Annotated in this window: 19 protein-coding genes; 7 read left to right on the top strand and 12 right to left on the bottom strand. The window is 73.5% G+C overall.

Translation table 11 applies throughout. The annotated features are described in order from the left end of the window. Window positions 1-9 precede the first annotated feature (9 nt). From ACFXI4_RS01000 to ACFXI4_RS01010, 3 genes are read right to left on the bottom strand one after another with little or no spacing between them, the layout of a single operon-like run. Window positions 10-984 (bottom strand): GNAT family N-acetyltransferase, encoded by a 975-nt coding sequence (locus ACFXI4_RS01000; RefSeq protein WP_384986994.1) that lies wholly within the window; start codon window positions 982-984, stop codon window positions 10-12. A gap of 40 nt (window positions 985-1,024) precedes the next feature. Beyond that, window positions 1,025-1,630: a GNAT family N-acetyltransferase gene (locus ACFXI4_RS01005; protein ID WP_384986996.1), complete on the bottom strand. Its 606-nt coding sequence runs from the start codon at window positions 1,628-1,630 to the stop codon at window positions 1,025-1,027. Between the two features lie 58 nt (window positions 1,631-1,688). Then, complete coding sequence (locus ACFXI4_RS01010) at window positions 1,689-2,114, bottom strand: Zn-ribbon domain-containing OB-fold protein (protein ID WP_384986998.1); 426 nt, start codon at window positions 2,112-2,114, stop codon at window positions 1,689-1,691. A gap of 254 nt (window positions 2,115-2,368) precedes the next feature. Here ACFXI4_RS01010 and ACFXI4_RS01015 point away from each other — a divergent pair, with 254 nt between their 5' ends. From ACFXI4_RS01015 to ACFXI4_RS01025, 3 genes are all read left to right on the top strand, one after another. Further along, window positions 2,369-3,526 carry a flavin-containing monooxygenase gene (locus ACFXI4_RS01015; RefSeq protein WP_384987000.1) on the top strand — a complete coding sequence of 386 codons (1,158 nt, stop codon included), beginning with the start codon at window positions 2,369-2,371 and terminating at the stop codon, window positions 3,524-3,526. Between the two features lie 119 nt (window positions 3,527-3,645). Then, entirely contained in the window at window positions 3,646-5,874 is a 2,229-nt protein-coding gene (locus tag ACFXI4_RS01020; protein WP_384987002.1) for an acetate--CoA ligase family protein, read from the top strand. Continuing rightward, complete coding sequence (locus ACFXI4_RS01025; protein WP_384987004.1) at window positions 5,874-6,659, top strand: enoyl-CoA hydratase/isomerase family protein; 786 nt, start codon at window positions 5,874-5,876, stop codon at window positions 6,657-6,659. Before ACFXI4_RS01020 ends, ACFXI4_RS01025 begins: the two co-directional genes overlap by 1 nt. A gap of 26 nt (window positions 6,660-6,685) precedes the next feature. Here ACFXI4_RS01025 and ACFXI4_RS01030 read toward each other — a convergent pair whose 3' ends face one another. Continuing rightward, window positions 6,686-7,612, bottom strand: coding sequence for a hypothetical protein (locus ACFXI4_RS01030; protein ID WP_384987006.1), 927 nt, complete (start codon window positions 7,610-7,612; stop codon window positions 6,686-6,688). Window positions 7,613-7,693: 81 nt separating this feature from the next. Between ACFXI4_RS01030 and ACFXI4_RS01035 the strand changes: the two genes are divergently transcribed. Beyond that, complete coding sequence (locus ACFXI4_RS01035; protein WP_384987008.1) at window positions 7,694-8,320, top strand: flavin reductase family protein; 627 nt, start codon at window positions 7,694-7,696, stop codon at window positions 8,318-8,320. Window positions 8,321-8,333: 13 nt separating this feature from the next. Here ACFXI4_RS01035 and ACFXI4_RS01040 read toward each other — a convergent pair whose 3' ends face one another. Beyond that, entirely contained in the window at window positions 8,334-9,644 is a 1,311-nt protein-coding gene (locus ACFXI4_RS01040; RefSeq protein ID WP_362725987.1) for an MFS transporter, read from the bottom strand. 71 nt (window positions 9,645-9,715) lie between these two features. Between ACFXI4_RS01040 and ACFXI4_RS01045 the strand changes: the two genes are divergently transcribed. After that, entirely contained in the window at window positions 9,716-10,711 is a 996-nt protein-coding gene (locus tag ACFXI4_RS01045) for a GlxA family transcriptional regulator (protein ID WP_384987010.1), read from the top strand. Window positions 10,712-10,720: 9 nt separating this feature from the next. Here ACFXI4_RS01045 and ACFXI4_RS01050 read toward each other — a convergent pair whose 3' ends face one another. From ACFXI4_RS01050 to ACFXI4_RS01060, 3 genes are all read right to left on the bottom strand, one after another. Then, the gene (locus tag ACFXI4_RS01050) at window positions 10,721-11,770 is read right to left on the bottom strand and encodes a Zn-dependent alcohol dehydrogenase (protein WP_384987013.1); all 1,050 of its coding nucleotides are present in this window, start codon (window positions 11,768-11,770) and stop codon (window positions 10,721-10,723) included. Then, window positions 11,770-12,924 carry an acyl-CoA dehydrogenase family protein gene (locus tag ACFXI4_RS01055; RefSeq protein ID WP_384987015.1) on the bottom strand — a complete coding sequence of 385 codons (1,155 nt, stop codon included), beginning with the start codon at window positions 12,922-12,924 and terminating at the stop codon, window positions 11,770-11,772. Before ACFXI4_RS01055 ends, ACFXI4_RS01050 begins: the two co-directional genes overlap by 1 nt. Before the next feature lie 190 nt (window positions 12,925-13,114). Continuing rightward, window positions 13,115-14,029, bottom strand: coding sequence for an SDR family NAD(P)-dependent oxidoreductase (locus ACFXI4_RS01060; protein ID WP_384987017.1), 915 nt, complete (start codon window positions 14,027-14,029; stop codon window positions 13,115-13,117). Window positions 14,030-14,114: 85 nt separating this feature from the next. Here ACFXI4_RS01060 and ACFXI4_RS01065 point away from each other — a divergent pair, with 85 nt between their 5' ends. Beyond that, the gene (locus tag ACFXI4_RS01065; protein ID WP_384987019.1) at window positions 14,115-15,041 is read left to right on the top strand and encodes a cyclase family protein; all 927 of its coding nucleotides are present in this window, start codon (window positions 14,115-14,117) and stop codon (window positions 15,039-15,041) included. 325 nt (window positions 15,042-15,366) lie between these two features. Here ACFXI4_RS01065 and ACFXI4_RS01070 read toward each other — a convergent pair whose 3' ends face one another. The 3 genes from ACFXI4_RS01070 to ACFXI4_RS01080 form a co-directional block, all read right to left on the bottom strand. Next, window positions 15,367-15,843 carry an ATP-binding protein gene (locus ACFXI4_RS01070; RefSeq protein ID WP_384987411.1) on the bottom strand — a complete coding sequence of 159 codons (477 nt, stop codon included), beginning with the start codon at window positions 15,841-15,843 and terminating at the stop codon, window positions 15,367-15,369. A 552-nt stretch (window positions 15,844-16,395) separates the two neighbouring features. Further along, window positions 16,396-17,265 (bottom strand): acyl-CoA dehydrogenase family protein, encoded by an 870-nt coding sequence (locus ACFXI4_RS01075; RefSeq protein ID WP_384987021.1) that lies wholly within the window; start codon window positions 17,263-17,265, stop codon window positions 16,396-16,398. A gap of 6 nt (window positions 17,266-17,271) precedes the next feature. Next, a complete protein-coding gene (locus ACFXI4_RS01080) occupies window positions 17,272-18,402 on the bottom strand; it encodes an acyl-CoA dehydrogenase family protein (protein WP_384987023.1) in 1,131 nt (376 codons plus the stop codon). Window positions 18,403-18,530: 128 nt separating this feature from the next. Here ACFXI4_RS01080 and ACFXI4_RS01085 point away from each other — a divergent pair, with 128 nt between their 5' ends. Beyond that, the gene (locus ACFXI4_RS01085) at window positions 18,531-20,075 is read left to right on the top strand and encodes a class I adenylate-forming enzyme family protein (protein WP_384987025.1); all 1,545 of its coding nucleotides are present in this window, start codon (window positions 18,531-18,533) and stop codon (window positions 20,073-20,075) included. Here the strand turns inward: ACFXI4_RS01085 and ACFXI4_RS01090 are convergent. Then, complete coding sequence (locus ACFXI4_RS01090; protein WP_384987027.1) at window positions 20,059-20,571, bottom strand: EF-hand domain-containing protein; 513 nt, start codon at window positions 20,569-20,571, stop codon at window positions 20,059-20,061. The genes ACFXI4_RS01085 and ACFXI4_RS01090 overlap by 17 nt on opposite strands. Window positions 20,572-20,636 lie beyond the last annotated feature (65 nt).

Here is a 20,636-nt window from a genome sequence, read left to right on the forward strand (position 1 = left end):
GCCTCCCCGCTACGCCCGCCCCTCGACGTCGTACACCGCCCAGTCGGCCACCCGCCGGTAGCCGATGCGCTGGTAGAGCGCGTTGCTCGTCGGGTTCGCCAGGTCCGTGAAGAGGAGGACCTCGCCGACGCCCCGCGCCAGGGCCGCCCGGCTGACCTCCGCCGTCACCGCGCCTGCGTAGCCGCGGCCGCGCAGCTCGCGCGGGGTGTAGACGGGCGCGACCCGGGCCTGGCCTGCGACCGTCGGGGTCACGCCGGCCATGGACACCGGGGTGCCGTCGGGGGTCTCCCAGAGCGTGACGCCGTCGTAGGAGAGCCGGAAGTCGGCCCAGTCCCCGGCGTCCCGGCCGCCCGGCACGCCCGCGTCGGTGACGAAGCCGTCGTACCAGCGGATCAGCAGGTCCCGGTCCGCGGGACCTGCCACCCTCGCCCGGCCCTCGGGCACCGGGACGGGGACCGTCAACTCCTCGAGCCGGTAGAGCCGTTCGAGGTCGCGGAGCTTCCCGGGCGTCCCGGTCCGCCGCTCCCAGGCCGCCACGAACGCCTCCGCCGTGGCGCGTTCGGCGGCGAATCCGGACACCGGGTGGCCGAGGGCGAGCAGCCGGGAGGCCAGCGCCCCGGCCTCCCGGGCCGTGAGGCGGGTGGTGCGCAGGGCGTAGGGCGGGGTGTGCAGCAGCGCCGCGCCCACACTGCCGTCCTCCCTGGTCAGGTAGCCGAGGAACGGCGTCGGGTCGCCGTACGCCGACGGGCCGCTGTGCCGCAGCTGCCGGGTCACCGTCAGGTGGACGGTGTGCAGGTCCGGGCGGGAGGCGAGGAAGTCCCCCGCGTGGGCGAGTAGTTCGCCCACGTCGGAGGTGAAGTGCCACTCGGACGTGTCGGAGAGGCCGAAGGGGTCGGATGCGTCGGATGCGTCGGAGGGGTGGGGCGCGTCGGCAGCTCCGGCCAGTCCGGCCGCGGGTGCCTCGGGGGCTGTCTCGGGGTCCATGGTCGATGGTCGCGCCGGGCTGCCGTACCCCGCACGTGAATTATCCGAGGGCCGGCTCCGGGTCCGAGGCGAGGCGGGCGTGCAGGTGGGCGTCGCGGAACGCGTTCGGCCGGCCCGCCTCGAACATCGAGTCCCGCAGTGTCCCCTCGTACGGGAACCCGCATGTCTGCGCTATCCGGCAGGACGCCTCGTGGCCGAGGGCGTGCCCCAGCTCCAGGCGGTGCAGGCCCAGTCCGGCGAAGGTCCAGCGGGCGGCCAGGGTCAGGGCGTGGGTGGCGACCCGGCGGCCGCGCGCCTCCGGGAGCACCCAGTAGCCGACCCGGGCCGAGCGTGACACCCGGTCGATCATGTTGACGCCGATGTGCCCGAGGGTCGTGCCGCTCTCCGCGTCCGCGATCCGGAACGGCGCGCAGCCGCCGCCGGCCGCCTGCTCCCGTTGCCTCAGCAGGGCGGCACGGGCCCCGGCGAGGTCGATGTCCGGCTGGAGGGGGGTGTTCCAGCGCAGGAAGTCCAGGTCGGTACGGCCGCGCAGCCAGGCCTCGACGTGGTCCCGCGAGTCCGGGTCCCAGTGGTCGAGGCGCAGGCCGTGACCGTGCGGGGTGATGTCGGGGCGGTGGGCGGCGGGCTGTTCGTCGATCTGGGCCATGAGGTCATTGAAGCCGCTGTGCCGGGTGTGGCCCAGCCCGTACCGGCGCCCCCTGTTCTCACCGGCTCCCGTCCCGGCGGGTCGCGGGGCGGAACACCGGCACACCCGCCCGGAAGACCACCTCCAGTTCGAGTCCGGCGCTCGGCTCGGGCGTGTCCACCAGCTCGGTCATCATGCGCGGACCCTCCGCCAGGTCGACCACGGCGGCGACGTAGGGGACACGGTCACCGAAGGGCGGGAGATCGTTGCGGTGCACGACGGACCAGGTGTACAGGGCCGCGCGGCCGGTCGCGGGCTCCCAGGTGACGTCCTCGCTCCAGCAGTGCGGGCAGAACTCCCGGGGGTAGTGGTGGGCCCGGCCGCAGGCGCGGCAGCGGCGGAGCAGGAGCCGGCCCTCGGCCGCCGCCTCCCAGTACGGGCGGGTGAAGGCGTCCGGCTCGGGAAGGTCGTACCGCCGTACGGTCGGTGCACTCGTCGCATCCATGCATCTGACGGTATGTCAGACGACGGCCGCGGCCCAGAGGTCCGCGGAAGCGGGAACCTCTCACCATCGAGACAGGCGCCTCACCCCCGCGACAGCTTCCCCGGACGCGGTGTCCCTTTCCGTTCAGATTCCGTTCGGACCAAGTGGGCTACGCCACAAGTCCCACCCACATCTCCTACGGGTGTGATCAATCCGCAACCAATTCCGGTCTTGACCGAGACCCATCAACGTGACGCGTGATTACGCTCGCGCCCATGGTCGTGTTCCCCCCCACCGTCTCGCCCGTCTACGTCATCGGCGCCGGCCCCGGAGGTCTCGCCGCCGCGTACGCGCTGCGGGCCCGGGGCGTCCGCGCCGTCGTCCTGGAGAAGTCCGAGGACGTAGGCGCGTCCTGGCGCGGGCACTACGACCGCCTCCGGCTGCACACCACCCGGCGCCTCTCCGCGCTGCCCGGCCTGCCCATGCCGCGCCGCTTCGGCCGCTGGGTCGCCCGCGACGACGTCGTGCGCTATCTGGAGAAGTACGCCGAGCACCACGAGCTGGAGATCGTCACCGGTGTCGAGGTCTCCCGGGTGGAGCGTTCGCCCGAGGGCGACGGCTGGCTGCTGCACGCCTCCGGCGGCCGGGAGCTGACCGGCTCCGCGGTGGTGGTCGCCACCGGCTTCAACCACACCCCGCGCGTCCCCGGCTGGCCCGGCCTGGACGGCTACACCGGCCGGTTCCTGCACGCGGGCGAGTACCGCAACGCCGAGCCGTTCGCCGGCCAGGACGTCCTGGTCGTCGGCGCCGGCAACACCGGTGCCGAGATCGCCGTCGACCTGGTGGAGGGCGGTGCCTCCCGGGTACGGCTCGCCGTCCGCACGGTCCCGCACATCGTGCGCCGGTCCACCGCCGGCTGGGCCGCCCAGTACAACGCGATCCTGGTACGGCGCCTGCCGGTGCCCCTCGTGGACCGGCTGGCCCGCACGATGGCCAAGGCGAGCGTGCCCGACCTGGCCGCCCAGGGCCTGCCCCGCCCCGACTCCGGCCTCTTCAGCCGGGTCGGACAGGGCGCCATCCCGGTGCTGGACGTCGGTCTCCTCGACGCGGTACGGGAGGGCAGGGTCGAGATCGTGGCCGCCGTCGACCGCTTCGAGGACGGCAAGGTCGCCCTCGCGGACGGCACCCTCGTCTCCCCCGACGCGGTGATCGCCGCGACCGGATACGAGCGGGCACTGGAGGGCCTGGTCGGCCACCTCGACGTCCTCGACGAAGGCGGCCGGCCGGTCGCCCACGGGCCCCGCACCCCGAAGGACGCCCCCGGCCTCCACTTCATCGGCTACACCAACCCCATCAGCGGCATGTTCCGGGAGATGGCGATCGACGCGGAGAAGATCGCGAGGGCCGTGGCCGGGCGACAGCGGACGAAGTAGGGGGCAAGAAGCACTTTCCGTCTCAACTTTGCGTGCAGACCAGTTCCTGACGCTGCGTCAGTTCAGTAATCTGACATAGCGTCAGTTAATTGTGCTGTCACACAGGAGCGGGCGGAACGATGCTTGGATCAACCCACGGCACCCTCACCACCGACTCCCGCCGGGCCCGGGTCATCGCCTGCGGTGAGCCGCGACCCGGACCCGCCGTCCACGGCCGGACGGCCGACACGGACGAGCAGGACGTCAGCGGACGGCCGCTGTACGCGGACGTACCGGATCTCGACAGGTTCTTCCGGCCCGAGTCCGTCGCCGTGATCGGCGCCTCGGACGCCGAGGGGCGGCCCAACACCGGTATCACCCGGCAGATCCTCGACTGGGCGGAGCGGGTCGGGGCCCGGGTGCACCCGGTGCATCCGGCCCGCGAGGCGGTCTTCGGCATCGCCTGCGTCCCCTCCGTCGCCGACCTGCCCGAACAGGTCGACCTCGCCGTGCTCCTGGTCGCCGACCCCCTTCCGGTGATCGAGGAACTGACCGAGGCCAAGGTGCGGTTCGCCGTGGCCTTCGCCTCCGGGTTCGCCGAGACCGGCGAGGAGGGCGCGGCGGCCCAGGTCCGGCTCGCCGCCGCCGTGCGCCGCTCCGGGCTGCGGCTGCTCGGCCCGAACACCAACCTGAACGCCTTCGAGCGGTTCCGGGACGACCTGGACGGACCGGCGATCGCGCTGATCACCCAGTCCGGGCACCAGGGCCGGCCCGTCTTCGCCGCCCAGGAACTCGGCATCCGCCTCTCGCACTGGGCACCCACCGGCAACGAGGCCGACCTGGAGACCGCCGACTTCATCTCCTACTTCGCCGAACGCCCCGAGGTCGGCGCCATCGCCTGCTACGTCGAGGGCCTCAAGGACGGCCGCGCCTTCCTGCTGGCCGCCGACCGCGCGGCCCGCCGCAAGGTGCCGGTGGTCGCCGTGAAGGTCGGCCGCACCGAGGCCGGCGCCCGCACCGCCGCCTCCCACACCGGCAAGCTGACCGGCGCGGACGACGTGATCGACGCGGCGCTGCGGCAGTACGGGGTGATCCGCGTCGACGGCCTGGACGAACTCCAGGACACCGCCGCCCTGCTGGCCCGGGCGCGGGCGCCGCGCGCCGACGGGGTGGTCGTCTACTCGATCTCGGGCGGCACCGGGGCCCACGTCGCCGACCTGGCCGCCGGCCTGGGGCTGAGGCTGCCGGTGCTGTCCGGGGCGCGGCAGGCCGAGCTGCACCAGTGGATACCGGAGTACCTGAGCGTGGCCAACCCGGTCGACAACGGCGGTCACCCGGTGGGCGACTGGCGCGGCCGGAAGATCATCGACTCGATCCTCGCCGACCCGGAGGTCGGGGTGCTGATCTGCCCGATCACCGGTCCCTTCCCCCCGCTCAGCGACCGGCTCGTGCGGGACCTGGTCGACGCGGCCGAGGCGAGCGACAAACTGGTGTGCGTGGTGTGGGGTTCGCCGGTCGGCACCGAACCCGCCTACCGCGAGGTCCTGCTGGGCTCCTCCCGGGTGGCCACCTTCCGTACGGCCGGCAACTGCCTCACCGCCGTCCGCGCCTACCTCGACCACCACCGCTTCGTCCGCGCCTATCGCTCTCCCTTCGACGAGGCCCCGCGCACGCCGTCGCCCTCGTCCCGCAAGGCGCTCGCGCTGATGCGGCCGGGGCAGCAGCTGAGCGAGCACGCGGCGAAGCAGCTGCTGCGCGCGTACGGCATACGGGTGCCGCGTGAGCAGCTGGTGACCAGCGCGGCCGCCGCCGTGCGCGCGGCGGGGCTGGTCGGCTACCCGGTGGTGATGAAGGCGTCCGGCGCGCAGATCGCCCACAAGACCGAGCTGGGCCTGGTGAAGGTCGGGCTGACCTCCGCCAGCCAGGTCCGGGACGCCTACCGGGAACTGACCGACATCGCCCGCTACGAGGGCGTCGCCCTCGACGGTGTGCTGGTCTGCCAGATGGTCGAGCGGGGCGTCGAGATGGTCGTCGGGGTCACGCACGACGCCCTGTTCGGGCCGACGGTGACCGTCGGGCTCGGCGGGGTGCTGGTCGAGGTCCTGCACGACGCCGCCGTACGGGTGCCGCCGTTCGGTGAGGAGCAGGCCCGGGACATGCTCGCCGAGCTGCGCGGGCGGGCCCTGCTGGACGGGGTCCGGGGTCGGCCGCCGGCCGACGTGGAAGCGCTCGTCGAGGTGATCCTCCGGGTCCAGCGGATGGCGCTGGAGCTCGGCGACCAGCTCGCCGAACTCGACATCAACCCGCTGATGGTGCTGCCCGAGGGCCAGGGCGCGGTGGCGCTGGACGCGCTGGCGGTGTGCCGCTGATGGACACCGTCCGGTACGTGACGCAGGGGCGGGTGGCCCACCTCACCCTCGACCGCCCCGACGCGCTCAACGCCCTCACCCCCGACCAGCGGGACCACGTCATCCGGCTCCTCGACGAGGCCTCCGCGGACCCGGGGACCGGGGCGGTGGTCGTCACGGGCACCGGCCGCGGGTTCTGCGCGGGTGCCGACCTGCGCGGCGGCGCCACCACGGCCGAGCGCCTCCCCGGCGACGTGGCCCGCACCATCCGGCTGGGCGCCCAGCGTCTGATCGCCGCCGTCCTGGACTGCGAGAAGCCGGTGATCGCGGCGGTCAACGGCACCGCCGCCGGCCTCGGCGCCCATCTCGCGCTCGCCTGCGACCTGGTCCTGGCCGCGGAGTCCGCCCGTTTCATCGAGGTCTTCGTCCGCCGTGCCCTGGTCCCCGACGGGGGCGGCGCCTATCTCCTGCCCCGTCTGGTCGGCCCGCACCGCGCCAAGGAGCTGATGTTCTTCGGCGACGCCCTCTCCGCCCCGGAGGCGGCACGCCTCGGCCTGGTCAACCGGGTCGTGCCGGACGAGGACCTGGCCAGGACGGCACGGGACTGGGCCACCCGCCTGGCGGCCGGCCCGACCCGCACCCTCGCCCTCACCAAGCAGCTGGTCAACGCGTCCCTGGACGGCGACCGCGCGGCGGCCTTCGCGGCCGAGTCCGCCGCCCAGGAGATCAACATGACGACCCGGGACGCCCAGGAGGGCCTCCATGCCTTCGTGGACCGCAGAACCCCACGGTTCCTCGGCAGGTGAGACCGGCGACGGCGACCGCCGAGCCGTCAGGCCCTTTCGAGGATCCGCAGGGTGCCCGCGTCGGGGTCGCCGAAGAGCACGAACAGCTGGGGCGCGTCCTCGCTGCCGCCGACCGACCACTGGGTGTCCTCGCCGCAGTCGCCGTCCAGCTTGAGCAGCACACCGTCGCGCCAGGTCCTCCGGGGCGTCCAGGTGCCCGGGCCCGCGCACACGACGTAGTCACCGGAGAAGTGGTCCGTGAAGGGAGCCGGTTCGGTGGGCAGCCCGACGGCCTCGGCGCTGCCGTCGGCACGCAGCCGCAGCTCGGCGCCGCTTCCGTCCCCCCAGACACCGGTCAGCTGGGCGGCGGTCAGCCGGGGTGGCTCGTACTGCGGGAACAGGCCCGCCTCGGACGCCAGCACCCCGCCGACAAGGGTGAGAACGGCCAGCCCGAACGAGCCGGCGGCGGCCCGCCACCAGACGCCCCAAGGCCGCAGGGCGCGATGCCGGACCCAGCCGACGCCGAGTGTGGGCAGCACGCCCAGCCCGGCCAGGACCGCGAGCGTCGTGGTGAACGGCCAGGACCCGAGCGACGCGACGAGGACGCTCCAGAAGGCGGCCGGCGCCACCGGCGCCGCCAGGTACCAGGGCCAGGAAGGGCCGCCCAGGCGCCGGCCGGTGACCCGGGCCGCCACCACGGACGGCAGGGTCAGCAGGTACGCCTGCGCGACGCCCAGCAGCGGCAGCAGGAACGGCGCCAGGAACAACAGGAACACCGCGCCCAGCGCACCGCCGTTCCCCGCGCCGTGGTCGTCACGGCCGGAGAGGTCGATGAACGTCAGCAGTGCGGCCACCGGCAGCTGGGCGAGGGCCAGCGCGACCGCCGCGCCCAGATCGCCGCCGGACCAGACCGGCCGCCGCTCACCGGCCCGTTCTGGTGTCCCGCCCCGTCCCGGCGCTTTTTCCCACCCCATGTGCGCAGGGTACGAAGCGTTGGCAGGACGTCCCGCACCGCCCTTCCCATCTGATGCCCCGTCAGCTTCAATGAGTCCGTGATGGGACACGCTGGGGCGGCCGCCGCCGCCGTTCGCTACCTCAGGTCGGCTCCCGCGCCGGGACCCGCTCCGCGGCCCGTGGACGCCCTGCCGCGCCCGGAGTTGCGGTGTGTGCGCCCGGACGAGCGGGCACCGGTCGACCCGGCGGAGTTCCGGCGCGTGCTGGGGAACTTCGCTACCGGGGTGACCGTCGTCACCGCACCGGCCGCCGAGGGCGAACCCGCCCCCGCCGGTTTCGCCTGCCAGTCCTTCTCCTCCCTCTCCCTCGACCCGCCCCTGGTCTGTTTCATGGTCGGCCGTACGTCGGCCACCTGGCCGCGCATCGCCCGCGCGGGTGTCTTCTGCGTCAACGTCCTCGGCGCGGGCCAGGGCGCGCTGTGCCGCGCCTTCGCGGTGAGCGGCGCGGACAAGTTCGCGGGTGTCGCCCACACCCCGTCCCCGGTGTCGGGCGCGCCCCGCCTGACCGGCGCCGCCGCCTGGATCGACTGCTCGATCCACGCCGTCCACACGGGCGGCGACCACCTGATCGTGGTGGGCCGGGTGAACGCGCTGGGCGCGGGCGAATCCCCCGACGGACCGCTGCTGTTCCACCGGGGGCGGTTCACGGCGCTGGGACCGGTCGGCTAGCGGTCTCCTCCCCCTACACGCCCAGGGCGGGCGCCAGGGCCGCCGGGCGGCGCCGGATCACGAGGGCCATCAGGGCCGCCGCGGCGCACAGGGCTCCGGAGGCGTACCAGACCATGTCGTAGGTGCCGAAGACGTCGCGGGCGACGCCGCCGAGGAAGGCGACCAGGGCCGCGCCGATCTGGTGGGAGGCGAGGACCCAGCCGAAGACGATGGCGCTGTCCTCGCCGTAGTGCTCCCGGCACAGGGCCAGCGTGGGCGGGACGGTGGCCACCCAGTCGAGGCCGTAGAAGACGATGAAGAAGATCATCGGGGGATGGATGGCGGGGCCCAGCAGCATCGGCAGGAAGAGGAGCGAGATGCCGCGCAGGGCGTAGTAGACGGCGAGCAGCCGGCGGGCCTCGAAGCGGTCGGTGAACCAGCCGGAGGCGATCGTGCCGACGACGTCGAAGACACCGATGACCGCGAGCAGCGAGGCCGCCGTGGTGACCGGCAGGCCGTGGTCGTGGGCGGCGGGCACGAAGTGGGTCTGGACCAGGCCGTTGGTGGAGGCGCCGCAGATCGCGAAGGTGCCGGCCAGCAGCCAGAAGGGGCCGGTGCGGACGGCGGCGAGCAGCACCCCGATCGTGCGGCGGGCGGCTCCGGTGACCGGCGCCGGCTTCGGTACGAAGTCCGCCGCGCCGTACGGCTTCAGGCCCACGTCGGCCGGGTGGTCGCGCAGCAGCAGCCAGACGAAGGGGACGACCGCGAGGGCGGCGAGGGCGACCGTGACGGCGGCCGGGCGCCAGTCGTACCGCTCGACCATCCAGGACAGCAGCGGCAGGAAGATCAGCTGGCCGGAGGCGGAGCCGGCGGTGAGGATGCCGCTGACCAGGCCGCGCCGCGTGGTGAACCAGCGGTTGGTGACCGTGGCGGCGAAGGCGAGGGCCATGGAGCCGGAGCCGAGGCCCACCAGCAGGCCCCAGCACAGCATCAGCTGCCAGGCGGCCGTCATCCACACGGTCAGCCCCGAGCCGACCGCGATCACGGTCAGGGCCACGGCCACCACCCGACGGATGCCGAAACGGTCCATCAGGGCGGCCGCGAACGGCGCGGTGAGCCCGTACAGCGCGAGGTTGACGGAGACGGCCGCGCCGATCGTGCCGCGCGACCAGCCGAACTCCTGGTGCAGGGGGTCGATGAGCAGGCCGGGCAGGGAGCGGAAGGCGGCCGCGCCGACGATCGTGACGAAGGTGACGGCGGCGACGAACCAGGCACGGTTGATGCGCGGCGAGCGGGACGGCTTCGCGTCCTCGACGGGTGCTGCGGCTTCGCTTGTCTGGGTCACGCCATAAAGCTTCGGCCACCGGCTTCACTCCATCGAGTGGCCCGGAGGACAGTATTCGCTAGGATCGGGCCATGAGCAGTGACCCCGGGTTCCGCCCGCACCGAGTCGTCGTCCTCGCCCTGGACGGTCTGCTCCCCTTCGAACTGGGCATCCCGCACCGCATCTTCGGCCGGCCCAAGGACGCCCGGGGACGGCACCTGTACGAGGTCGTGACCTGCTCGGTCCGGCCGCCGGGGCCGGTCGGGACCGACGCCGACTTCGCGGTCCACGTGCCGAACGGCCCGGAGGCGCTGGCCACCGCCGACACGGTGGTCATCCCGGCGTCGTACGAGCTGGGCCCGGTCTTCGAGCAGGGCGTCCTCACCCCCGAACTGGCCGCCGCCCTCGCCCGTATCCGCCCCGGCACCCGGCTCGCCTCCATCTGCACCGGTGTCTACGTACTGGCCGCCGCCGGGTACCTCGACGGCCGCCCGGCGACCACGCACTGGGCCGAGGCGGATCATCTCCAGCGGCTGTTCCCGCGGGTCGCGGTGGACGCGGACGTCCTGTTCATCGACGACGGGGACGTGCTGACCTCCGCCGGGGTGGCGGCCGGGATCGACCTGTGCCTGCACATGGTCCGCCGCGACCACGGCACCGCCGTCGCCAACGAGGTGGCCCGCCGCACCGTCGTACCCCCGCACCGGGACGGCGGACAGGCCCAGTACATCCACCGGCCGGTCCCCGACCCGCAGGTCGCCGGCACCACGTCCGCCCGCGCCTGGGCCCTGGGCCGCCTGCACGAGCCGATCCAGCTGCGGGACATGGCCGAGCAGGAGGCCATGTCGGTACGCACCTTCACGCGCCGCTTCCGCGAGGAGACCGGCATCAGCCCCGGCCAGTGGCTCACCCAGCAGCGCGTCGAACGTGCCCGGCACCTCCTGGAGTCCACCGAGCTCTCGATGGACCAGGTGGCCCGGGACGCCGGCTTCGGCACGGCCCAGTCGATGCGGCAGCACCTGCAGACGGCGCTCGGCGTCACCCCGACCGCCTACCGCCGGACCTTCCGGACCGGCGCGGTCCGCTAGGGCGTAGCGCTAGAAGGTGAGCACCCCCCGGGCCACCCGCCCCGCCTCCGCGTCGGCGCGGGCCTTCTCGAAGTCCTCCACCGGGTAGGTCGCGGTGACCAGTTCGTCGAGCATCAGGCGCCCCTGGCGGTACAGCTCGGCGTACAGGGCGATGTCCCGCTGGGGGCGGGAGGAGCCGTAACGGCAGCCGAGGATGGACTTGTCGAGGAACATCGAGGCGACGACGAAGGACGCCTCGGCGGTGGCGGCGGGGGTGCCGAGGAGGACGGCCTGGCCGTGCCGGTCCAGGAGGTCGACGGCCTGCCGGACCAGTTCGGTGCGGCCGACGCACTCGAACGCGTGGTCCACCCCCGTCGGCAGCAGGTCCCTGACGCCGTCCGTCGAGGTCAGGAAGTCGGTCGCGCCGAACTGCCGGGCCGCCTCCTCCTTGGCCGGGTTGGCGTCCACGGCCACGATCCGCAGCGCGCCCGCGATCCGGGCGCCCTGGATGACGTTGAGCCCGATCCCTCCGGTGCCGATGACCAGCACGGTGTCGCCGCGGTCGACGCGGGCGCGGTTCAGCACGGCGCCCACCCCGGTCAGGACGCCGCAGCCGATCAGGGCGGCCGAGGTCAGCGGGATGTCCTTCGGAATCCGTACCGCCTGCACGGCCCTGACGACCGTGCGCTCCGCGAAGGCCGAGTTGGAGGCGAACTGGTAGACGGCCCGGCCGCCGCGCGTGAACGGCTTCTGCGGCCGCCCTATGGCCTTGCGGCACATGGTGGGCCGCCCGCGGTCGCAGTCGGCGCAGGCACCGCAGTTGGCGAGCGTGGACAGCGCGACATGGTCGCCGGGCGCCACATGGGTGACTCCCACACCGATCGCCTCCACCACCCCGGCACCCTCATGTCCGAGCACCACAGGAACGGGGAAAGGTATGGTCCCGTCCACCACGGACAGATCGCTGTGGCACAGCCCAGCCGCCGCCACGGAGACCAGCACCTCCCCGGCGCCCGGCTCCCGTACGTCCAGATCGTCGACGACCTGCACCTGTCTCCCGTCGAACAGCACTGCGCGCATCACGACTCGACCCCCTTCGGTTCCCTCGGCAGACCGAGCACGCGCTCGGCGATGATCGTGCGCTGCACCTGGTCCGAGCCGCCGTAGACGGTGTCGGCCCGGGAGAAGAGGAACAGGTGCTGGGCGGCGTCCAGTTCGTACGGCGCCGCGGCCGACCAGTCGGCCGGGCCGACGCTCGCGCCGGCGCCCCGCACCAGCACGGCCAGCTCCCCGAGCCGCTGGTGCCAGCCGGCCCACAGCAGCTTGGCCACGCTGGGCGCACCGGGTTCGGCGGCCGGACCGCCCAGCGTGCGCAGCGCGTTCCAGCGCATGACCCGCAGCTCGGCCCACTGCCGCACGAGCCGCGCCCGTACGAGGGGATCGTCGGCCGCGCCGGTGGCCACGGCGTCCCGCACCACCCGTCCCAGTTCCTCGGCGAACCCGATCTGCTGGGCGAGGGTCGACACCCCGCGCTCGAAGCCGAGCAGGCTCATGGCCACCCGCCAGCCGTTGCCCTCGCCGCCGACGACGTGCTCCGCGCGCGCGTGCGCCCCGTCGAAGAAGACCTCGTTGAAGTCGCTGGTGCCGGTCATCTGGCGGATGGGGCGGACCTCTACGCGGCCCGGCTGGTCCATGGGGACGAGCAGGAAGCTCAGTCCGTGGTGGCGCCGGGAGCCGGGCTCGGTCCGGGCGAGCACGAAACACCAGTCGGCCTCGTGCGCGAGCGAGGTCCAGATCTTCTGCCCGGTGACGCGGTAGCCGTCCGGCTCGCGTACGGCGGCGGTCCGCACGCCGGCGAGGTCGGACCCGGCGCCGGGCTCGCTGTACCCCTGACACCACAGCTCCTCGCCGGCGGCGACGGCGGGCAGGAAGCGTGCCTTCTGCTCGGCGCTGCCGTGGGCGAGGAGCGTCGGGGCGAGCAGGTTCTCCCCGATGTGCCCGGAACGCGGCGGCGCGGCCGACCGGGCGTACTCCTCGGCCCAGGCGACCTGCTGGGTGAGAGTGGCGGTCCGGTTCCCGTACCCGCCCTCCGCCCACCCGAGCCCGATCCATCCGGCGGCCCCGAGGGCACGCTCCCAGCCGCGCCGGTCCGCGCCGGCGCCGACGTGCGCGTCGAGCCAGGCGCGGACCTCGCCGCGAAACGCCTCGTCCTCCGGCGCGAAGCCGAACTCCACGGTGACCTCCAGATGATGCCTCGGAGCTACGGTCGTACAAAGGAACGCGGGCGCGGACAACCGCCCCGGGGGGCGCTGGGGGCACCCCCGGCCGAAGGCTGGGGGAGGAACTGCGCGAACGGCCACGGCGGCGCCGCACCCGCGCACCCACCGCACCCTCAACGGTGAGTCGGCGCACGGCCCGCTCCCCTCACGCGTTCGGCCGCTCGCCCGCCCGCGCCGCGGACTCCATCGCCGTCAGCCGCGCCAGCAACGGCATCGGATCCGTCCCCACGCTCCCCGGCAGCACCCGCGCGATCCGCTCCGGCGTCCAGGCACCTTCCGACGCGTACGCGGCGCGCAGCTCCCTCGGCTGGGCCCAGACGGCGATCTTCGGCCCGGCCACCGTGTACACCTGCCCGGTGACGTCCGCGTCCCGCGCGGCGTCCGACAGCAGGTAGACCACGAACGCCGCCACGTCCTCCGGTTCGCCGATCTCCGCGAGTTCCGTCGGCACCCCCGCCGACATCCGGGTCCGGGCCACCGGCGCCACCGCGTTCGCGGTCACCCCGTACTTGTGCAGGCCCAGCGCGGCACTGCGCACCAGTGAGATGATCCCGCCCTTGGCCGCGCTGTAGTTGGCCTGCGAGACCGAGCCCTGGTGGTTGCCGCTGGTGAAGCCGATCAGCGTGCCGGCGCGCTGGGCACGCATCACCGCCGAGGCCGCCCGGAACACCGTGAACGTGCCCTTGAGGTGGGTGGCGACCACCGGGTCCCACTCCTCCTCGGTCATGTTGAACAGCATCCGCTCGCGCAGGATCCCGGCCACGCACACGACCCCGTCGAGGCGGCCGTACGACGACACCGCCGTGTCCACGACCCGCCGGCCGCCCGCCATCGTGGAGATGTCGTCGGCGACCGCGACCGCGTCCCCGCCCGCCGCCTCGATCTCCTTGACGACGGCCTCGGCGACCTCGCTGGTGGGCGATCCGCCGTCGACCGAGACGCCGTGGTCGTTGACGACGACCTTGGCCCCCTCGGCCGCCGCCCCCAGCGCGACGGCCCGCCCGATGCCGCGTCCCGCACCCGTCACGGCGACGACCTTGCCTGCCAAGAAGTTCCCCACGCCCGGCCCCTTCCCGCGATTTCTGACGGACCGTTAGATTTTATGGCGCGTCGGATACGTGGACACAAGCCCCGGGGAGGAACCGATGTCACTGCCTGCCGAGTTCCACGACATCGCCAAGCGCGTCAGCAACTGGGGCCGCTGGGGCGCCGACGACGAGATCGGCACACTGAACCTGATCACCGACGAGGTGGTGCGGACGGCGGCGGCGACCGTCCGGACCGGCCGCCGCGTCCCGCTCGCCCTCCCCCTGCGGCAGGACGGCGTGCAGACCGGCATGATCCCGGGACGGGTCAACCCGCTGCACGTCATGGTGCAGATCAACCAGGAGCTCTTCGGGCCGGGGACGGTCGCGTGCAGCGACGACGCGGTGACCATGGGCCTGCAGGCCGGCACCCACTGGGACGCGCTCACCCACGTCTCGCACTCGGGGAAGGTGTACAACGGCCGCCCGGCGCACACCGTGACCGCGCACGGCGGTGCCGAGTTCGGCGGGATCGACAAGGCGCGGCACATCGTCTCGCGCGGGGTCCTGCTGGACGTGGCACGCGCGCGGGGCGTGGACCGGCTGGCGGGGGGCCACGCGGTCACACCCGAGGACCTGGAGGCGGCGCAGGAACTGGCCGGGACGCGGGTCCGCAGCGGTGACATCGTGCTGGTGCGGACCGGGCAGGTGCAGGTGTATCTCGCCGGTGACCAGCACGGGTACGGCTATCCGTCCCCGGGCCTCTCGGTGCGCACCCCGGAGTGGTTCCACGCGCGCGACGTGGCCGCCGTCGCCAACGACACGCTGACGTTCGAGATCTTCCCGCCCGAGATCGAGGACCTGTGGCTGCCCGTGCACGCCCTGGACCTGGTGGAGATGGGGATGCTGCAGGGCCAGAACTGGAATCTCGAAGAGTTGTCCACAGCCTGTGGAGAAACAGGCCGGTACGCGTTCCTGCTGTCCGCGATGCCGGAGCCGTTCGTCGGGGCGACGGGCACCCCGGTCGCCCCGGTCGCCGTGCTCTGACGGTCCGCGCGCCCGTCGCCGCCCGAGGCCGGTGTCACGCCGGGGCCGGCGTGACACCGCCCTTCCCCCGTCCCCCCTGGAATCCGGACGGCGGCGCGCACCGGCCCGCCCCGAGCCCGGTCCCGCACGCCTCCGTCCGGCTCGACCCACGCTCGGCGAGGGCGTCCGCCAGACCCCTCGCCGTCCCCTCGCGGCGAATCGCAGACCTCAAGGGTGAGCACATGGTCACGGGGCGTCAACACCCGTTCGCGGCTTTAGGGCCTATGCCCCGGTTCGTCATGGGCGCGCACGGATGCACCGCCCGGCGCATCACCGCACACCGGGATCACACCGCCTCGAACGCCAGCCCCTCGAACGAGGCCAGGCCGCCTCCGTACGCCACCGCCGCGCCCTGCCGGGGCTCCGAACACCGGTCGAGCTCACACCAGATGCGCTTGCCGCCGCCTTCGGGGCTCCAGCCCCAGCGGTCGGCGAGCCCGTCGACGAGAGCGAGACCCCGGCCGCCGGTCGCGTCGCTGCCGACGCACCGCGGCACCGGCGCACGGTCGCTGCTGTCGGCGACCTCCAGCCGTACGGTGACCGAGCCCTCGGCGCCCTCGCGGTCCGCGCCCGGCAGCGACAGCCGCAGCACGGCCGGACAACCCGTGTGCACCACGGCGTTGGTGACCAGCTCGGAGACGAGCAGGATCAGCGTCTCGGCCAGCGGCTCGTCCGCCGCTATACCGGACCCGGCCAGGCGCGAGCGCGCCCACCTCCTGGCCCGTCCCACCTCCGCCGGGTCGGGCCGGATCTCCAGCTGCACTTGAAGCACCTGCACCGCTCACACCATCCGAACCGGCGGACACATGAACCCGCGCCGAGCGAGCGCCACGACCAGGACCGCGACGGCAAGGACGACCAGGGCCACGATCGTAGCCATTTTCTGCATGGCCAGAACAACGGCCAGAGCAAGGGTCACGGAACGTGATTCCCTTACGAGACAGCATGGTTGACGTACAGTCACCCCAACAAGCGCTTCGGGCATATTCCAACGCGAAGGAGTACCGGTACGCCATACTGTGCGACGCTCGCTGCGGGGAGTCGAACAGGCGGGGGCGCAAGCCCTTACCGCCCTGCGAGCGGCGGTACGCACCACGAGCCGCGGGGCCGCTTCGACGGCACCGCCGGCATGGCTCGTCCTCGGAACCACTCGCATCCCACAGAAGGTACCCGAGGGGACCCCCGACTCCAGGCTGTGACGAGTCACGCGTTGGACACAACCCGGTATCAACACTCCGTGACTGCGGCGTGCCACGATCCGCGACACTCGGCCACCTGTGCCCCTGATTCCGCAGATGAGCAGCGTTTCGAACACTCACCCGACCAGGTCGGCGGCGAGCCTCTCCTCACTCTCCGTGCCTCCCCCGCCACGCTGGGCCCGCACCCACGCCCGCTTCACGTGCAGGTGCACCTCCGCCTCCCAGGTGAAGCCCGTCCCGCCGTGCACCTGGAGACAGTCCCCGGCACCGCGCACGGCGGCCTCGTCGGCGAGCAGCCGTGCCGCCGCGATGTCCACCGGGTCGGCGGTCACCGCGGCCGCGTAGACGGCCGCACGCGCGGTCTCGGCACGCACCAGCATCTCGGCGCACAGATGCTTGACCGCCTGGAAGGCCCCGATCGGCCGCCCGAACTGTTCGCGGGTCCGCGCGTGTTGCACGGCGAGTTCGCATGCGCGCGTTGCGGTGCCGAGCTGCTCGGCTGCGGTGAGCAGCACGGCGACCGGGTCGGGCGCCGCGCGCTCGGCCCCAGGTACCCGGTGCAGCGGCGTCAGCGGGTCCACGGAGCGCAGCGGGACGGCGCCGGACACGTCCCCCCGTACGGCGTCGGCCTCGGCCAGCCACTCCACCAGGCCGCCGTCCGTACGGGCCACCACGGCCTCCCCGGTGGCCGCGCCGGGGACGTCGGCGGCGGCCAGATGGGTGGCCACCAGCGGGCCGGTCAGCAGGGCCCGCCCCGCCTCCTCGAAGACCAACACCGCCTCGGGCAGCCCGAGTCCGACCCCGCCGTCCGCCTCCGGCAGACGCAGCGCGAAGAACCCGGCCGCCCCCAGCTCCCGCCACAGGCCCCGGTCGGGGCCGGGTGCGCCGACCGCCGCCCGCAGCGCCTCGCCGTCGAACCGGCGTGCGAGCAGCTCTCGCATCCCGTCCCGCAACGCCCGCTGATCGTCGCTCAGTTGGAAGCGCACGCCCGCTCACCGTCCCTTCGGCAGCCCGAGGATCCGCTCGGCCACGATGTTCCGCTGGATCTGGGAGGTCCCGGCCGCGATGGTGTACGAGAGGGCGGAGAGCCGGTCGAGGACCCATGGCCGGTCCAGGTCGAGGGCGTCCGGGCCGAGCACGGCGGCGGCCGCGTCGTAGAGCTCCTGCCGCGCGTGCGAGTAGCGCAGTTTGAAGACCGAGCCGCCGACGCCGGGCACACCCCTGTCCTCGGCCTCGCTGACATTCCACTGGGTCAGCCGCCACAGTGCCCGGAACTCGGCGTTCAGCCGGCCGAGCCGGCGGCGCAGCACCGGGTCGTCCCAGGTGCCGTTCGCACGCGCCACGCGCGCGAGGTCGCCGAGCACGCGGCGGCAGGCGACGACCTCGCCGACGAAGGCGGTGCCGCGTTCGAAGGAGAGCGTCACCATGGTGACGCGCCACCCGTCGTTCTCGGCGCCCACCCGGTTCGCCACCGGCACCCGCACCTCGTCGAGGAACACCTCGGCGAACTCTGCCGACCCGGCGAGCGTGCGCAGCGGCCGTACGGTGATGCCCGGCGCGGTCATGGGCATGGCCAGCCAGCTGATGCCCCGGTGCCGGGGCGCCTTTGGGTCCGTGCGCACCAGCAGCTCGCACCAGTCGGCGACCTCCGCGTGCGAGGTCCAGATCTTGGAGCCGCTCACCACGTAGTCGTCCCCGTCGCGCCACGCGCGCGTGCGCAGCGCCGCCAGGTCGGAGCCGGCGCCCGGTTCGCTGAAGCCCTGGCACCAGGCCTCGTCCCCGCGCAGGATCGGCGCCAGCCAGCGGGCCCGCTGCTCCTCGGTACCCTCGGCGGCGATGGTGGGGCCCGCGTGCAGCAGGCCCACGAAGTTGGCGCCCACGTAGGGCGCGCCGGCCCGCTCGGTCTCCTCCAGGAAGATCAGCCGCACGGTGGGCGACGCGTCCCAGTGCACGTCGGCGTACCCGGCGTCGTACAGCGTCCGCTGCCAGCCGAGGTCGTAGGCGCGGCGGCCCGGCCAGTCCTCGGGCCGCGGCTTCGGCGGCAGGCCCGGGAGCACCTTGGCGAGCCACTCCCGCAGCCGGGCCCGGAAGTCCTCCTCCTCGGGCGTGTACGACAGGTCCACCGGCAGACACCCCCACGCGACTGATGGTTCGTCAGATCTCGCAGGCTAGCCCCGCACCCCTGGACCGACAAGGCGCCAGGACCTACGATCTGACGACTCGTCAGATGTGGCGGACAGGGGGTACGGCCATGAACGAAGCGAACGCCGTGGCGCGTGACCTGGGCGGCTCCCGCACCCTCTGGGACCTGGTCGCCCGCCGCGCCGAACTCACCCCGGAGCGCCCGGTGTTCCTCCAGGGCGAGCGCACCCTGTCCTTCGGCGGCCTGCGCGCGCGTGCCGAGCGCGCGGCGGCCGGGCTGTACGCCATGGGGGTGCGCCCCGGCACGGTCGTCGCCTGGCAGCTGCCCACCCGCATCGAGACGGCCGTGCTGTCCTTCGCGCTGGCCCGCCTGGGCGCCGTACAGAGCCCCGTCATCCCCTTCTACCGGGACCGCGAGGTCGGCTTCGCGCTGCGCGAGTCGCGGGCCGAGTTCTTCGCCGTACCGGGCGTGTGGCGCGGCTTCGACCACACGGAGCTGGCCCGGCGGCTGGGCGCGAAGGGGATCTTCGAGGCGTACGACGAGCTGCCCGACGGCGATCCGGCGGTGCTGCCCGCCCCGCCCGCCGAGGGCACCTCCGTCCGGTGGATCTACTGGACGTCGGGAACCACCTCGGATCCCAAGGGCGTTCTCCACACGGACCGTTCACTGATCGCGGGCGGTTCGTGCCTGGCGCACGCCCTGCGGCTGACGGCGGACGACGTGGGTTCGATGGCCTTCCCGTACGCGCACATCGCGGGCCCCGACTACACGGTGATGCTGCTGCTGTACGGCTTCCCGGCCGTCATGTTCGAGCAGTTCGCGCTGCCTGACGCACTCCCGGAGTACCGCAGGCACGGGGTGACGGTGGCGGGCGGTTCGACGGCGTTCTACTCGATGTTCCTGGCGGAGCAGCGCAAGCAGCCGGACGTTCCGGTGATCCCCTCGCTGCGCCTGCTGGCCGGCGGCGGGGCGCCCAAGCCCCCGGAGGTCTACCACGCGGTGGTGCGCGAGATGGGGGTGCAGCTGACCCACGGGTACGGCATGACCGAAGTGCCGATGATCACGATGGGGGCACCGGACGACACGACGGAGAACCTGGCGACGACCGAGGGCAGGCCTCCGGAGGGGATGGAGATTCGGGTCGCCGGCAGTGGTGAGGTGCGGTTGCGCGGGGAGGCGGTGTGCCAGGGGTATCTGGATCCGGCGCAGACCGCCGAGGCCTTCGACGAGGACGGGTTCCTGCGGACCGGTGACCTCGGGCGGCTGACCGCGAGCGGTCACCTCGTGCTCACCGGCCGCCTCAAGGACGTGATCATCCGCAAGGGCGAGAACATCTCGGCGAAGGAGATCGAGGACCTGCTCGCCGCGCATCCGGCGGTGGGCGACGCGGCGGTGGTCGGCCTGCCGGACGCGGAGCGCGGGGAACTGGTCTGCGCGGTGGTCGAACAGCCGCCGGGAAGCGCCGTGCTGACGCTCGCGGAGGTGGTGGCGTACCTGCGCGCGGAAGGGCTCTCGGTGCACAAGCTGCCGGAACGGCTGGAGGTGGTGGACGCCCTTCCGCGCAACGAGACCCTGCGCAAGGTGCTCAAGTACCGGCTGCGCGAGCGGTTCTCGGCCCCGTTGGCACCGGGCGGCGCTACTCCGGGATCGTGAAGTAGCGGGCGAACGCCGGGACGATCTCCGTCTCCGCGACCTTGCCGTCGCCGTCGATGTCGAGACCGGACGCCACCGCCCGGGCGAGCTCCGGGGGGACCCCGAGGACGCGCAGCACGCGCACGGTGTCCGGGACCGTCGCCGTGCCGTCGTCGGCGGTGTCCGCGAGGGCGAGGGCCGCGTGCAGGAAGGGGCGGGCGATCTCGCCGAACCGGTCGGGGTTGTCGTGCAGCCGCTTGACCGCGCCGCTCACGAACTCCTCGCGGGTGATCCGCTGGTCGCCGTCCCGGTCCGCCATGGCGGCCATGCCCTGCCAGAAGGCCTCCGCACCGGCGTACAGGGCCTGACCCTTGTCGGAGCGGGCCGGGAGGCCGAACTCGGCGAGCAGTGCCTTGGCCGCCGAGTTGAAGTCCTCGCGGTCGATCCAGCCGTTGCCGTCCTGGTCGAAGGTTGCGAACCGGGCGGCGATCCGTCGCTCGTACTCGGTGCTGACCATGTGTGTTCGGGCCGCCTTACGTGACGTGGGGGTTCCTCTCGCAGGGAGCGTACGACGCGGGCGGC

The organism is Streptomyces sp. NPDC059224 (genome assembly GCF_042754285.1).
GTDB lineage: Bacteria > Actinomycetota > Actinomycetes > Streptomycetales > Streptomycetaceae > Streptomyces.